11 protein-coding genes are annotated in these 14358 nt (G+C 67.7%); 6 read left to right on the top strand and 5 right to left on the bottom strand.

Features of this window, described 5'->3' with window-relative positions; genetic code table 11:
* Positions 1 to 3: 3 nt before the first annotated feature.
* On the bottom strand, positions 4 to 2340 hold the full coding sequence (locus LPN03_RS06695; RefSeq protein WP_165182537.1) for a transglycosylase domain-containing protein: 2337 nt from the start codon (positions 2338 to 2340) through the stop codon (positions 4 to 6).
* Between the two features lie 238 nt (positions 2341 to 2578).
* Here LPN03_RS06695 and LPN03_RS06690 point away from each other — a divergent pair, with 238 nt between their 5' ends.
* Both LPN03_RS06690 and LPN03_RS06685 read left to right on the top strand, forming a co-directional pair.
* The gene (locus LPN03_RS06690) at positions 2579 to 3199 is read left to right on the top strand and encodes an L-threonylcarbamoyladenylate synthase (protein ID WP_262453628.1); all 621 of its coding nucleotides are present in this window, start codon (positions 2579 to 2581) and stop codon (positions 3197 to 3199) included.
* Between the two features lie 110 nt (positions 3200 to 3309).
* Positions 3310 to 4926 (top strand): FG-GAP-like repeat-containing protein, encoded by a 1617-nt coding sequence (locus LPN03_RS06685; protein WP_262453627.1) that lies wholly within the window; start codon positions 3310 to 3312, stop codon positions 4924 to 4926.
* A 10-nt stretch (positions 4927 to 4936) separates the two neighbouring features.
* On the opposite strand, the gene LPN03_RS06680 is transcribed toward LPN03_RS06685, so the two are convergent.
* Positions 4937 to 5896 carry an aldo/keto reductase family oxidoreductase gene (locus LPN03_RS06680; protein WP_262453626.1) on the bottom strand — a complete coding sequence of 320 codons (960 nt, stop codon included), beginning with the start codon at positions 5894 to 5896 and terminating at the stop codon, positions 4937 to 4939.
* A gap of 164 nt (positions 5897 to 6060) precedes the next feature.
* Here LPN03_RS06680 and LPN03_RS06675 point away from each other — a divergent pair, with 164 nt between their 5' ends.
* Positions 6061 to 6621 carry a Dps family protein gene (locus tag LPN03_RS06675; protein ID WP_262453625.1) on the top strand — a complete coding sequence of 187 codons (561 nt, stop codon included), beginning with the start codon at positions 6061 to 6063 and terminating at the stop codon, positions 6619 to 6621.
* Between the two features lie 7 nt (positions 6622 to 6628).
* Complete coding sequence (locus LPN03_RS06670; RefSeq protein WP_410468568.1) at positions 6629 to 7486, top strand: SDR family oxidoreductase; 858 nt, start codon at positions 6629 to 6631, stop codon at positions 7484 to 7486.
* A 13-nt stretch (positions 7487 to 7499) separates the two neighbouring features.
* On the opposite strand, the gene hrpB is transcribed toward LPN03_RS06670, so the two are convergent.
* The 3 genes from hrpB to LPN03_RS06655 all read right to left on the bottom strand — a co-directional run bounded on the left by hrpB (position 7500) and on the right by LPN03_RS06655 (position 11942).
* Entirely contained in the window at positions 7500 to 10112 is a 2613-nt protein-coding gene (gene hrpB, locus LPN03_RS06665; protein WP_262453624.1) for an ATP-dependent helicase HrpB, read from the bottom strand.
* A gap of 85 nt (positions 10113 to 10197) precedes the next feature.
* Positions 10198 to 10866, bottom strand: a complete 669-nt coding sequence (locus tag LPN03_RS06660; RefSeq protein WP_262453623.1) for an MBL fold metallo-hydrolase — start codon at positions 10864 to 10866, stop codon at positions 10198 to 10200.
* Positions 10863 to 11942, bottom strand: a complete 1080-nt coding sequence (locus tag LPN03_RS06655) for a LacI family DNA-binding transcriptional regulator (RefSeq protein WP_316255623.1) — start codon at positions 11940 to 11942, stop codon at positions 10863 to 10865. The genes LPN03_RS06660 and LPN03_RS06655 overlap by 4 nt, the downstream gene beginning before the upstream one ends.
* Before the next feature lie 181 nt (positions 11943 to 12123).
* Between LPN03_RS06655 and LPN03_RS06650 the strand changes: the two genes are divergently transcribed.
* Together LPN03_RS06650 and LPN03_RS06645 are read left to right on the top strand one after the other, a co-directional pair.
* Positions 12124 to 13452: an extracellular solute-binding protein gene (locus LPN03_RS06650; RefSeq protein ID WP_262453621.1), complete on the top strand. Its 1329-nt coding sequence runs from the start codon at positions 12124 to 12126 to the stop codon at positions 13450 to 13452.
* A complete protein-coding gene (locus LPN03_RS06645) occupies positions 13449 to 14357 on the top strand; it encodes a carbohydrate ABC transporter permease (protein ID WP_262453620.1) in 909 nt (302 codons plus the stop codon). The genes LPN03_RS06650 and LPN03_RS06645 overlap by 4 nt, the downstream gene beginning before the upstream one ends.
* The last annotated feature ends 1 nt before the right edge of the window (position 14358 follow it).

Below are 14358 nucleotides of genomic sequence, written 5' to 3'. Positions count from 1 at the left end.
TGGCTAGCCCTTCTTGCCCTTGCCCGGCTTGGTGGCCGGCGAGGTGGGCTGCGGCGCTTGGGTGGCCGGCGGCGCCGGCTGCTGTTGGGCAGGCGCCTGGGTCGCGGTGTTCGCCGGCGGCACCACGGGCTGGACGGGGGCGTCGGTGCCCTTGGGGTCGTTGACGCCCACCACCAGGGGTGCCGTGTTGGCCAGCATGGTAGCCGGTGGCTGCTCCAGGGGCTGGGCGGCGTAGGCCGGGATGCCGGCCGCGGCGTTCATGACGCCTGCCCATTGGGTGCCGGCCAGGTTGGCGCCGTCCACCCCCACCCAGTAATGGCCATTGATGGTGATGTCCTGGTTGACCCAGAACGGTCCGATGCCCTTGTAGCTGCCAAACCACGAAGCCGTGGAAATGCCGGAGTTGGCGCCGATGGTCCAGGTGTTGGTATTGCCGTCCGTGGTGCCGGTCTTGGCGAAGGCCGTGGCCTTGTCGTTGAGTGGGATCAGGTATCCGGAGCCCCTGACCAGCATTTGCTGCAGCGTGTACTTCACACCGTTCGCCACGTCCTTGGAGATGGTCTGCTGGCAGTTGGCGCCCGGCACCGGGTAGCTCTTGCCGGTCTTGTCCGTGATGGAGGTGAGGGCGATCGGGTCGCAGCGCACGCCGCCGCTGGCAAACGTGGCCATCATGGTGGCCATGTTGATGGGGGCCACGTTCTCGCTGCCGATCAGGTTGGAGATGTTGCTCAGGTCGTAGGGCTTGTTCGTGGCGCCGTCGGCGATTCCGGCCGCCGTCGCCATCTTTTGGATGTTGCAAAAGTCCAGGGCGGCAGCCGTCTGGAAGGTGATGGTGTTGATGGAGTTGTACAGCCCTTCCAGGGCCGTCATGGGGTAGTAGTGGTTGGGGTCGTCGTTGGGCAGCAGCTTTGTCCCGGAGGCTGGGTCATAGCTGCCCGTGGTTTTCCCACAGGTGTTCTTCCAGTTGTAGCCCACCGGATAGTCCCGCACCGCACCGTTGACCATGGTCATCATGGAATGGCCTGAGTTGAGCCATTCGGCGTACACGATGGGCTTGAATGTTGAGCCGATCTGGAAGCCGCCGGCCCCATGCAGGGAATTGCCCTTGGCGTCATTGAGCGGCAACGCAAAGTTGCCCATGTAGTTCCCCGGCTTCGAGGCAGGGTTGTAAATGGTGTTTTGCGCCATGGTCAGGACCTTGCCGGTGCCCGGCTGCACACTGACCACGGCGGCGCCGCGCTGCAGCGGGTCCGCCGCGGAGATGGTGGCGTCGACCTTTTCCTGGGCCACCTTTTGCAAGGCCGGATCCAGGGTGGTCTTGATGGTCAGCCCGCCCTGGTAGAGGAATTTGCTGCGTTCGTCCGGCGTGGCACCGAAGGCGGGGTCGTTGAGCACCAGCTGCTGGACATAGTCACAGAAGTAGGGGGCGGTGGCGGCGGCCACGCAGCCCTGTGAGGGCCTGTTGACGTTGAGCTTCAAGGGTGCCTTCACGGCGGCGTCGTGCTCTTTTTGGGTGATCTTCTTTTGTGCCAGCATCTTGTCCAACACGGCGTTGCGGCGGGTGACCACATGGTCTGGTTGGGTCAGCGGATCGTAATACGCGGGGCTGTTGACCACCCCGGCCAGGGCGGCAGCCTGGGGCAGGGTGAGGTCCTTGGCGTTGACGTTGAAGTACAGTTTGGAGGCTGCCTGGATGCCGTAGGCCCCGTTGCCGAAGTAAATGATGTTCAGGTAGCCGGCAAGGATCTGGTCCTTGGACATCTTCTTTTCCAGCCCGATGGCCAGCTTGATCTCGTTCAGCTTGTCCGCAACGGTCTTCTGCTGGCCCAGCTTGACGGCGCTGGTGTTTCCCGCTGCAACCAATTGTTCGATGATCACGTTGTTGACGTATTGCTGGGTGATGGTGGAGGCGCCTTCGCGCCCACCCTGGACGGTGGCAGCCAGCGCCCGCATGATGCCTGTCAGGTCAATGCCGCCGTGCTGGTAGAAGCGGGCGTCCTCAATGGCCACCACGCCGTTCTTGATGTAGGGCGACATGTCCGCCAAGGACACTTCCTGCCGGTCCTGCTCGAAGAAGGTGGCAATGAGTGAGCCGTCGTTTGCCAGCACCTTGGTGGATTGTGCCGGAGCACTCAGGTTCAAGGCGCTGGGCGTCTGGTCCAGCATGGTGTTGGTCCCCACAACTGCCGCCGTCGCCATGGCCCCGGCCGGCACCAACAGGGCCGCCACCAGCACGCCGCAGACACCGCAGACAGCCAGCAGCGTGGCCAGCATGCCGAGGGTGGATCCGCTGTCCCGCCAGACGGAACGTGGTTTGGTGCCTGGGGATGAAGGGGTCATGCGGCGGGGCCTTCCTGTGGCGACGTTCGGCTCAATCATTCGTGCGGTGGCACAGGGCCACTTCAACAGCTTGCGCCCATTCCGTGGGAATTAGCTGGACGTCACCGGCATGTAGCCCGCAAATGGGGCCAAAACCCGGTCCTGGACTGGCCGGGTGACATTGGACACATCCCCTTCCAACCGCACTGAAAGAGGGCAATCCCCGGGCCGCCGCACCAGTGGACGTAAGCTTGCGTGCATGGCCAAATTCTTCGACATCCATCCCGACGACCCGCAGCCGCGCTCGGTGGCCCAGGTGGTGGCCCTGCTAAAGTCGGGCGGGCTGATCGCCTATCCAACGGACTCCTGCTACGCGCTGGGTGCCCAGATCGGCAACCGGGACGCCCTGGACCGGATCCGGTCCATCCGCCGGCTCGACAGCAAGCACCACTTCACCCTGGTATGCAAGGATTTTGCGCAACTGGGCCAGTTTGTCATGGTGGACAACGACATTTTCCGCGCCATCAAGGCCGTGACGCCCGGGCCGTACACCTTCATCCTGCCTGCCACCAAGGAGGTGCCGCGCCGGCTGGCCCACCCGAAGAAAAAGACGGTGGGTGTACGCATTCCGGACAGCCGCCTCATTCACGCCATCCTCGACGAACTGGGCGAGCCGCTCCTCTCCAGCACCCTCCTGCTGCCCGACGAGGAGACGCCGCTGACACAGGGCTGGGAAATCAAGGAAGCCCTGGACCATGTGGTGGACGCCGTCATTGACTCCGGTGATGTGGGCGCGGAGCCCACCACGGTGGTGGACTTCTCCAGCGGCTACGCCGAAGTGGTGCGGCACGGCATGGGCGACGCCTCCCGCTTCGAATAGGGAGCCGGCTGACGGGCAATCCGTGGCCAAGTTGCAATGCCGCCGTTCTGGCCGGGCGGTGCCGGCAATGCTTGACTGGGAGCTATTCACACAGTTCGGAGGTGAATGGCATGCGCGGAAACCGACACCCGCCGCGGGCCGGGCGCCTGCTCGCCGGCTTGGCAGCCACTGCCGTGCTGGGGCTGGGCCTGGCCACCAGTGGGGTGTTGGCCACAGCCGCTCCCGCACAGGCCGTGTCCCTGTCCGGGAATGACGTTTCCTGGCCGCAGTGCCCCACCTCATTGGGCGGTTATGGCCTGCCCCTTCCACCAGCGTCAGCCCAGTTCGCCGTCATGGGCCTGAGCCGCGGATTGCCGTTCACCGTCAATCCCTGCCTTTCGTCCCAGGTCGCGTGGGCCAGGGCCAACGGGAAACCGGCACAGGCGTATGCCATGGCCGCCTTCCCGACGGCGGCACAGCTTTCCACCTATGGAGGCCGCGGCCCATGGGCCGCCACCACGCGGGACGCCCGGCTGTCCAACGCCGGCTATGCCGAGGCCGTGGCGGCTGCAGCAAGCCTGGCAGCCGCCGGCTTCCGCCCACCCGTGGTCTGGATTGACGTGGAGTCCCGCCCCGCGCAGCCGTGGCCCTCAGCTACCGCCGCACAGCAACGCGAGAACCGTCTGGTGGTGGAGGGCCTGATGCGCGGGCTGCACGATGCGGGCTTTGCCTACGGCCTGTACTCCTTTGCTTCGGGTTGGCAGGCAATCACCGGGTCATGGCAGTTGCCGGGCGTGCCCGTCTGGGCCACTGCCGGCCGGCTGGACTACCCCGCCGAGGCACTGGACATGTGCGCCAGGCCCAGTTTCTCCGGCGGGCATGTGTACCTGGCCCAGTGGTACGACGACGTCCGTGACTATGACATCACCTGCAGCCCCTACGCTTTCGGGCCGCTGGCCATTCCGGGTTCCTCCCTGACGACATCCACCGGCGATTTCAATGGGGACTGGAACACCGATGTCCTGGCCCGGGTTGCCGGGACCGGCGCACTGAGCCTTTATGCGGGAAACGGCCGGGGAGGCTTTGCCGGCACCTCAGCCATCGGCAATGGCTGGCAGGGCATGGACGCCGTGGACACCGTGGGCGACTTCAACGGGGACGGGTACGGCGACGTGGTGGCCAGGGAGGCTGCCTCCGGTGCCTTGTGGCTATACCCGGGCAACGGCCGCGGCGGCTGGCTGCCGCGGGTTCACATTGGCAACGGCTGGAACATTTTCAATGCGGTGTGGGGGCCGGGTGATTTCAATGGAGACCAAAAAGCGGACATTCTGGCCCGTGAGACTGCCACCGGCGCCCTGTGGCTGTATCCGGGCAACGGGCATGGGGGTTGGCTGCCGCGCGTCAAGGTGGGCAGCGGCTGGGGCATGTTCAATGCACTTCTCGGCCCCGGGGACTTTAATGGTGACGGCACGGCAGACGTCCTGGCCCGGGAAACTGCCACAGGCACCCTGTGGCTGTACCCGGGCAACGGCCACGGAGGCTGGCTGCCGCGCGTCAAAGTGGGCAGCGGGTGGAACGCCATGACGGCCGTCATGGCGCCGGGCGATTTCAACGGGGACCGGACACCGGACGTGCTCGCACGGGACCCGGCCGGCGCCCTGTGGCTGTACGCGCGCAACGGGACCGCCTCCTGGTACCCGCGCACCGCCGTCGGCCATGGCTGGAACATCATCAATGCGATCTTCTAGCACCGCACACCTACGGCAGCTCGGCGCCGCGCGCGGCCACCCAGAGCCCGTACCACTCGGTGCGGGTCATGGCCGCGGCCACGCGGGCGGCATCGGCACAGGCGGCAATGCGGGCCGGGTCGGTGGTGCCGATGACGGGGGAAATCCGGGCCGGATGCTTCATGAGCCAGCCCAGCACCACGGCCTCGCGGGTTGTCTTGTGCTCTGCGGCAAGGGATTCCACCAGCGCGGAGGTGGCGGCGTCGTCCGGGCCCCCCGGCGGGCGCCCGGTGTACCGGCCCTGCGCCAGCGAGCCATAGGCCTGCAGCTCAACGCCGTGCGTGGCCGCATATTCCAGCGTCCCATGCGGGAATCCGGCGTCGAGCCCTTCGCCCCGGTTCACCAGGACGGAGCTTTCCACCCAGGCGCGGTTGCCCAGGCCCATTTCCAGCTGGTTGGCCACCACGGGCGTCTCCAGTCGGTCCTCCAGGAACGCAATTTGCGCAGCCGACATGTTGGACACGCCCAGCGCAAGCACCTTGCCCTCGGCCATGAGCTGCGCCACGGTTGTGGCCAGCTCCCGCACATCCATGAGCGGGTCGGGGCGGTGCAGCAGCAGGATGTCGACATGGTCGGTGCGCAGCCGCTGCAGGCTTTCGCCCACGCGGGCCAGGATGTTTTCAGCGCTGAAGTCGTAGCGGCCGGGCAGCCCGTTGCCGCCGTGCCGGATGCCACATTTGGTCTGCAGCAGAATTTTCTCCCTCAGCCCGGGAGTTGCGGCCAGGACCTCGCCGAAAACAGCCTCCGATTTGCCGCTGCGGTAGATGTCGGCGTGATCAAAGAGTCCCACGCCTGCCTGGCGCGCCGCCTCGATGGCAGCCGCGGCCTGGTCCACCTGGGCCGTGCCGTAGTCGCTGCCGCTCCACTCGCCGCCCAGGCCCATGCAGCCATAGATGAGACGCTGGGGCACTTGCTGTTGATCGTGGTTCATGGCTCTACTTTGCCATCCTTGGCGCGCTTTGCCCTAGACGCCACGGGCCGGTTTGACTAGCGTTGTGCCAAAGCCGGGCAACGCTGCCGGCGCGAGCAACAGGGCCTGTCCGCACGGGCCTGAACCTGCCGCAATTTCATGCAAGGACACACAAGGAGCTGCACATGGTTGTCAAGAGGACCTCACACACCGGATACACCGTCCCGGGCCTTTCCCTGCAGGACGGGCACAAGGTGGCCGAGGTTTTGCAGCCCCGGCTGCACGCCCTCAATGACCTTGCCCTGACGCTCAAGCACGCCCACTGGAACGTGGTGGGCCGGGACTTCATTGCCGTGCACGAGATGCTTGACCCGCAGGTGGATCAGGTGCGGGGCATGATTGACGAAACTGCCGAGCGCATGGCCACCCTGGGCATGTCCCCCAACGGGCTGCCCGGCGCCCTGGTGGCCGCGCGCACCTGGGACGATTACGCCATCGGCCGGGCCGGCACCGCCGCCCACCTGGCCGCCCTGGACGTGGTCTACACGGGCTTCCTGAAGAGCCACCGAAAGGCCCTGGCGGAGATTGGCGCCCTGGACCCGATCACGGAGGACATGATCATCAACCAGTGCGCCAAGCTGGAGCTTTTCCAGTGGTTCATGCGCGCCCACCTGGAGGACGACGACGGCGACCTCCTGAACGCGGGTGCCAAAACGGAGCGTTCGGCCGCCAACAAGGCAAAGTAGCCGGACTGTGGGTGTCCCGGTGCCCGACGTCGGCGCTCCCCCCGCCGGTTACCCACGGTGTGCCATAGTGACCGGTGCCGACAGCGGCATCGGCAAGGCCACGGCCCTGGCCTTGGCGCGGGACGGCTTCAACGTCGGCTTCACCTGGCACGACGACGAAGCGGGCGCCGCCGACACCTCCTTGCGCATTGGGCAGCTGGGACGCCGCAGCACCTCCGTGTGGCTGGACACCACCGAGCTTGACACGTGCGCGCCCGCCGTCAGCAGGCTGGCCGGGACACTCGGCGGCCTTGGCGTGTTCGTGAACAACGTGGGGGTGGGGCTGAACAGTTCCGTGCTGGACACCTCCCCGGCCGACTGGCAGCGAGTCCTGGACACCAACCTCAACGGCGCCTTCAGGTGCCTGCAGCAGGCGGCGCGCCTGCTGGTCGACGGCGGCACAGGCGGCAGGCTCATCGCGGTCACCAGCATCCACGCCCACCAGCCCAGGTTTGGCTTCGGCGCGTATTGTGCCTCAAAGCACGGCCTCGAAGGGCTGGTCAAGGTGCTGGCGGTGGAACTGGCCCAGCATGGCATCACGGCCAATTCCGTGGCGCCCGGGGAGATTGCAACACATTTGCCCCCATCGGAGCTCCGGCATGCACACGACATCCCCCGGCCCGGCATTCCGCTGGGCCATGCCGGCACGGCGGAGGAGGTGGCCGACGTGGTCGCGTTCCTGGCCTCCCCCGCGTCCGGCTACGTCACGGGCGCCTCCTGGGAGGTCGACGGCGGCATGGCCCGGATGGGAGCGCAGGCCAGCTCCCACCTGCCGGACAACTCATGGCGCTCGGCCACCCACCATGGCACCAGCCGGGCAGGCTGATCCCGCCGGCACGCTACATCCTGCCCTTCACCTTTGCCGTGGGCCGCGCCGTCCACGGATCCTCGGGCCACGGGTGCCTGGGGTAGCGTCCGCGCATTTCGGCGCGGACCTGGGCATAGGGTCCGGACCAGAAGGAGGCCAGGTCGGCCGTCACCGCGAGGGGGCGGCCGGCCGGAGAGAGCAGGTGGAACAGCACGGGCACCCGCCCGGACACCAGGCGCGGCGTCTCCACCCAGCCGAAGCATTCCTGCAGCTTCACGGCCACGACAGGCGTTGCGTCGGCGTCCGCAACGTCCGGATAGTCGATCGTCACCCGGGACCCGCTGGGAACTTCCAGCCGCTCGGGTGCCAGCTCGCCCAGGCGGGCTGCTTCGGGCCAGGGCAGCAGCCGCCGCAGCGGATCAGCCAGCCGGATTGAAGCCGCGGGCGTCCCTCCGGCGATCCGCTCCAGTTCGGGGGCCAGCCAGTCCTCAAGCCGGTCCAGGAGCGCCGTGTCGTCCATCGCGGGCCACGGCTCCCCCAGGATGCGGTGGAGCAGGCCCAGCCGGCGCCGCAGCGCATCTGCCGGGCCGGACCAGTCCAGCAATGCCAGCCCGTCCGTCTGCAGTGCCGTGGCAACGGCAGCCCGCCCCTGTGCGCGGGAGGGCTTGAGCGGGGTCGAGGACAGGAGAATGGCGCCAAGGCGCCGCTCCCGGCGGGCCGTGACCACGCCTTTGGAAAACTGCGCCTCCACTGATTCCACGAACAGCGCCCGTGCCGCATCCAGCACGGCAGCCTCTTCCAACGGAGCGGCGGACCGGATCACGGCCCCGGTGCCGGCAGCGTCCCGCCCCTGGGCGCGGGACACCTCGGCCACCGCCAGCCAGGTGTGTCCGGCCAGCGCGCTCCCGGCCGGCAGGCCCGCCCGGGTGCCCGACGCCAGCAGATACTGGTTTCCCGGTCCCGGGACCTTCCGGGCCACCCGGTCCGGAAATGCCAAGGCCACCACGAAGGCCACTGACTCCCCCTCAGCCACCGGGAACGTTGGGGCCGGCCGCGCAGCACCGTCCGCCTTCCGTGCGATCCCCTCAAGCCGCCGCACATCGTCGCCCCAGCGGGCGCCACCCGGGTGGTGCCCGGCCCGGAGTTCACGCAGCAATGACGTCAGGTCAGCCCCGGGCGCGCGAAGGTCCCCCGCTACAAGTGCCACGGCCTCGGCCGCCCTTTTGACCCCGACGGCGGCGGCCCCGTCCAGCAGGGCCCGGGCCAGACGGGGGTCGGCGGGTATGCGGGCAAGGGTCTTGCCCAGAGGCGTGGCCAGGGCATCCACGGCATCCCCTGCGGATGCCACGGCACCCAGCCCGCGCAGCACGGCGGCGGCATCGGCCATGGCTGCCGCGGGCGGCGGGTCGGGAAGGGCCAGGCCACGGCCGGCGGGCGCACCCCAGCACGCCAGGATGAGGGCTGCCTGGGTCAGGTCGGCCACCGCCATCTCCGGTGTCTGGTGGGCGGGAGCTGCACCGAAAGCCCTTTCGTCGTAGCAGCGAACCACGGTTCCGGGACCCTGGCGCGCTGCGCGCCCGGCCCGCTGCCGGGCCGACGCCTGCGAACAGGACACCGTCACCAGCCCGGACATGCCCCGTGCAGCATCGCGGCGGGGCTCCCGGGACAGGCCGGAGTCAATGACCAGGCTCACGCCCGGCACTGTCAGGGACGACTCCGCAAGGGAGGTGGAGACAATGATCCTCGCCGGCCCGCCGGGTTCCCGTCCGGAAATGGCCCGGTCCTGGGCCGCCGGGGGGACCTGCCCGTGCAGCTCAAGGACTTCCGTCCTGCGGCCGCTACCCGCCGTGAGGGCGCGCAGGCTCGCCGCAATGTGGGCCACTTCCCAGGCGCCGGGGGCAAAAACCAGGGCGTCCACGCCTGCATCGTTGGCCAGGGCTGCGGAGTGGGCGGCAGCGGCGGTGCGAGCCACATGGTCCAAAAAGGACCGTGCCACCCCGCGCCCGTCCAGCCGGGGTTGCGGGGCGGGGGCCCACGTGACCTCAAGGGGGAACAGCGCAGACGGGCAGTCGACCACGGGGGCCGAGACGCCGCCGTCGTCCGTCAGGAGCGCGGCAAACCGCGGTGCGTCCAGGGTGGCGGACATGGCCACCAGCGTCAGCTCGCTGCGCAGCTGGCGGACCTCGGCGAGCATGCCCACCAGGAGGTCGGTTTCCAGGCCGCGCTCGTGCACCTCGTCCAGCACGACCGCGGCCGTGCCGTCCAGCCCCGGATCGTCCAGGAGGCGGCGCAGGAGGATGCCCGGGGTGACAAACTCGACCACGGTGCCGGGGCCCGTGTGGCGTTCGCCGCGCACGGTGTACCCCACCCTGCCGCCGAGGGGGCTGCCGTCGAGGGCCGCCAACCGCCGCGCCGCCGCCCTGGCGGCCACGCGGCGCGGCTGGGTGACAACGATGCGCCGGCCCGGCCCCGCATCCAGCAGCGTGGCCAGCAGCGGCGGCACCAGCGTGGTCTTGCCTGTCCCCGGGGGCGCCTGGACCACGGCCGCCCCGGTGGCGTGCGGGCCCGTGAGGCTGCGGGTGAGTGCGGGCAGGGACGTGGCGAAGGCCAGCCCGGCACCGATTGCGTCAAGGTCGAAGGGCAATGGGGTTCAACCGGACTGCAGGCCGGCGGCAAAGTGCTGGAATTTCACCACTATGGAGTACATGCCACCAGCTTAGGTGACGCGGCTACCAGCCCCGCTCGCGCCACTGGGGAAGGGCGGGCCGCTCCGCTCCCAGCGTGGTGGGATCGCCGTGGCCGGGCAGCACCACCGCGGCGTCGCCATAGCGGCCAAAGAGCCGCTGCTCCACGTCGTCCAGCAGGGAGGTGAAACGCTGCGGGTCCTGCTCGGTGTTGCCCACGCCGCCGGGAAAAAGCGAGTCGCCGCTGAAAATCAACGTGCTGCCGGCGTCGTGCAGGACGTAGGCGATGGAGCCCGGGGTGTGGCCGCGCAGGTGCACGGTGTCCAGTTCGATCCCGTCCACGGCGAGGACGCCGCCGTCGTGCAGCGGGCGGTCCGTGGACACGCCGCATTCGGCGGCAATGCCTGCGGCGTCGTCGGCGCCGGCGGCTGTGGGCGCCCCGGTCTCTGTCACAATTTCCGCCAACGCCCGCACGTGGTCCCAATGGCGGTGCGTGGTGGCAATCAGCTTCACGGCGGGAACGGCCCGTGCATCCGCCGCCGCGTCTCGGAGGAGCGCGCGGATGGCGGGGGCGTCGTCGGCCGCGTCGATGAGGATCTGGGCTCCCGTCGCCTTGGCCGTGACCAGGTAGACGTTGTTGCCCATGCTGGAGACGATGGTGCGCCGCACCGTAAAGGACGGGAGGTCGTGAATGAGGGATGAGTGCTCGGTCATGCCCCCACCCTAGCGTGGCTGCCGGGCCGCGTCCCCACCGCGCCCGGCGCCGCGGAGGAATCTCGGACCACCAGTTCCGTCGCCAGCTCCACATGGGCCGAATCAAGCGCCTCCCCCCGGGAGAGCTTCATGACGGAGCGCAGGGCGGCCCGGCCCATGTCCCGCAGCGGCTGGGCCACCGAGGTGAGCCGGGGCAGGGTCTGTTCGCACAGCGGGGTTCCGTCAAATCCCACCAGGCTCAGGTCCCCCGGCACGGACAGCCCATGGCGGCGGGCCTCGTCCAGGACGCCGAGGGCAATGACGTCATTTCCGGCAAAGATGGCCGTGGGGCGTTCGGCGAGGGCCAGCAGCGTGCGGGTGCCGGCCACGCCAAAGTCCTGCCGGAAAGTGCCCGTGAGCACGTACTCGGGGCGCGAGGCAATGCCGTGCCCCATGAGGGCGGCAAGGTAGCCGTGCAGCCGGGCCACGCTGCATTCGGCGGCGTCCGGGCCTCCCAGGAAGGCGATCCGGCTGTGCCCCAGGCCCAGCAGGTGCTCTGCCGCGGCCTTTCCGCCGGCAAAGTTCGTGGCGCCCACGCTGACAATGCCGGCCCGCGGCGGGTTGAGCGGGTCGATCACCACCACGGGGATGTTCCGGCGCTGGAAGGACTCCAGCTGCCGGGCCGTAACCTGCGAAGTGACCAGGATCAGGCCCATCCTGCCGGCCTCCACCATGCGCTGCGCCCATTCCTCATGGTTGGCCCGGTGCAGCTTGGCAGGCGTCACATTGCTGACCACCACTTCCACGTCACTGTCCGCGGCGTAGGCCAGCAGGCCCGCCAGGACCTCGATCGAGTAGTGGCTGCCCAGCCCGTCGATGACCAGGTCCACCATGGCCGGCCCCGCCGAGCGGGCCCGCCGCTGGACTGGTGACTCATAGCCCAGCTGGTCCAGGGCCGCCTGGACCCGCGCACGGGTTGCCGCCGCAACGTCATCCCTGCCGTTGATGACCTTGGACACTGTGGGGGCCGAAACTCCGGCCAAGGCCGCCACTGTGGCCAGCACCGGCTTGGACCGCTGTTCACCTTTGCTCAACACAACTCCCGGTTTTCGAAATGTTTCTCTTCCTGAATTCTGCTGTCATCACCATGTTGGCGTCAAGTCCGCTAAAAATGTCCTTGACATGTGACGCGGAACACGGCTAGCTTTTTCCCAATCGCAGAATTAGTTGCGAAATGTTTCGAACCGCCAATGACGGCCCACTTCCAACGGAGACACCATGGAACCAATTTCACCCTCCCGCAGGTCATTCCTTTCCCTCGCTGTGGCTGCGCCACTGGCCGCCTGGGGGCTGAGCGCCTGCGGGACTGCCGGCCCGGGCGGTGCAGGCGCCACCGGCGGCGCCAGCATGTGGTCGCTCACCGGCCAGCCCAACGAAGGCATCCGCAAGAACACCGTCGATGTCTTCAACAAGGCCAACGCGGACAAGCAGATCAAGCTCACGTTCTTCCAGAACGACGCCTACAAAACCAAGATCAAGACGGCCATCGGCGCCGGCCAGGCTCCCACCATCATCTACGGCTGGGGCGGCGGGACCCTGAAGTCGTATGCACAGGCCGGGCAGGTGGAGGACCTCACCGCCTGGTTTGACGCCAACCCCGACGTCAAGGCCAAGTTGTTCCCCTCGGCATTTGGCGCCGCCACCGTCGACGGGAAGATCTACGCCATCCCCACCCAGACCGTGGCGCCCATCATCTTTTACTACAACAAGGAACTGTTCGCCAAGGCCAAGGTCCAGCCGCCGAAGACCTGGTCCGACCTCATGTCCCTGGTCACCACGTTCAACGCCATGGGAATCGCCCCGCTCTCCCTGGGCGGGCAATCGCGCTGGACCTCCATGATGTGGCTGGAATTCATGTTCGACCGCGTGGGCGGCCCCACGGTCTTCAACGACATCTTCGCGGGCAAGCCCAACGCCTGGTCAAACCCCGCAGCCCTGGAGGCACTGACCAAGATCCAGGAGCTGGTCTCCGCCAACGGCTTCATCAAGGGCTTCTCCTCGATCACAGCGGACAGCAACGCCGACCAGGCACTCCTGTACACCGGCAAGGCAGCCATGATGCTCCACGGCGCGTGGACCTACGGAGGCATGAAGAACGACGGCGGCGGGTTCGTCCAGGCGGGAAAGCTGGGCTGGGTGGACTTCCCGACGGTGGAAGGCGGCAAGGGAGACCCCAAGAACACCGTGGGAAACCCCGCGAACTACCAGTCCATCTCGGCCAAGGCCACCGACGCCGAGAAGGAGACTGCCAAGAAATTCTTCAAGGAGGGCCTGTTCACGCCCGCGGAGATTGACGCCTACATCCAGAACGGCGGCGTCCCCATTGTCTCCGGGATTGAGGGCAAGCTGGCCGCCACCGCGGACAAGGACTTCCTGACGTACGTGTACACACAAAGCAAGGACGCCCCCAATTTCCAGCAGTCCTGGGACCAGGCGCTGAGTCCCACCGCCGCCGAGGCACTCCTGAACAGCATTGACCAGCTCTTCGTGAAGTCGATTACGCCGGAACAGTTCGCCGCCACCATGAATGCGACGCTGGGCAAATGAGTGCCGGCACCACCGCGGCGGCGGGCCCCGGCAAGGGACGCACAGGGCCCCTTGCCTGGCTGGCCATCCCGGCCCTCGTGTTCTTCCTCGCCTTTGCCGTGCTCCCCCTCCTGGGCGTCCTCCTGCTCAGCTTCACCACCTGGGACGGCATCGGCGCCATCTCCCTGGCCGGCCTGGCCAACTGGTTCGGCATCTTCACGGACCCGCTGATGTACAACGCGCTGTGGCTGACGCTGATCATCATGGTGGTGTCCTGGCTGGTCCAGACCCCCATCAGCCTGCTGCTGGGCACCTTCACGGCTGGGAACCAGAAGTACCGGGCGCTGCTGGCGGTGCTGTATTTCCTGCCCCTGCTGCTTTCTTCAGCCGCCATCGCGATCGCCTACAAGGCACTCCTGGACCCCAACTTCGGCTTGGCCGAGGGGCTGGGGCTGCCTGTCCTGGCACAGGACTGGCTGGGACGGCCGGAGCTGGCGCTCTTCGTGGTCATCTTCGTCATCGCGTGGCAGTTTGTCCCCTTCCACACCCTGATTTACCAGGGCGGCGTCCGGCAGATCCCGAAGTCACTCTATGAGGCAGCCGAAATTGACGGGGCCGGGCGGGTCAAGCAGTTCTTCTTCATCACCCTGCCCCAGCTGAAGTACACCATCATCACCTCCTCAACCCTGATGGTGGTTGGTTCCCTGACGTACTTCGACCTGGTCTTTGTCCTCACCGGAGGAGGGCCCGGCAACTCCACCAGGATCCTGGCCCTGGACATGTACCTCAAGGGCTTCAAGGCCAACCTGATGGGCCCGGCCAGTGCCGTGGCCGTCATCCTGGTGGCCATCGGCCTGGCCCTGGCCCTGCTCCTGCAGCGGATCGGCGGCAAGGACAACTCCGGCAGCCAATTGGAAGGTTTGTAAC

The sequence above is a fragment of the Arthrobacter sp. A2-55 genome, assembly GCF_025548615.1.
Taxonomy (GTDB): Bacteria; Actinomycetota; Actinomycetes; order Actinomycetales; family Micrococcaceae; genus Specibacter; species Specibacter silviterrae.
This window is presented reverse-complemented; position numbering and strand designations above follow the sequence as displayed.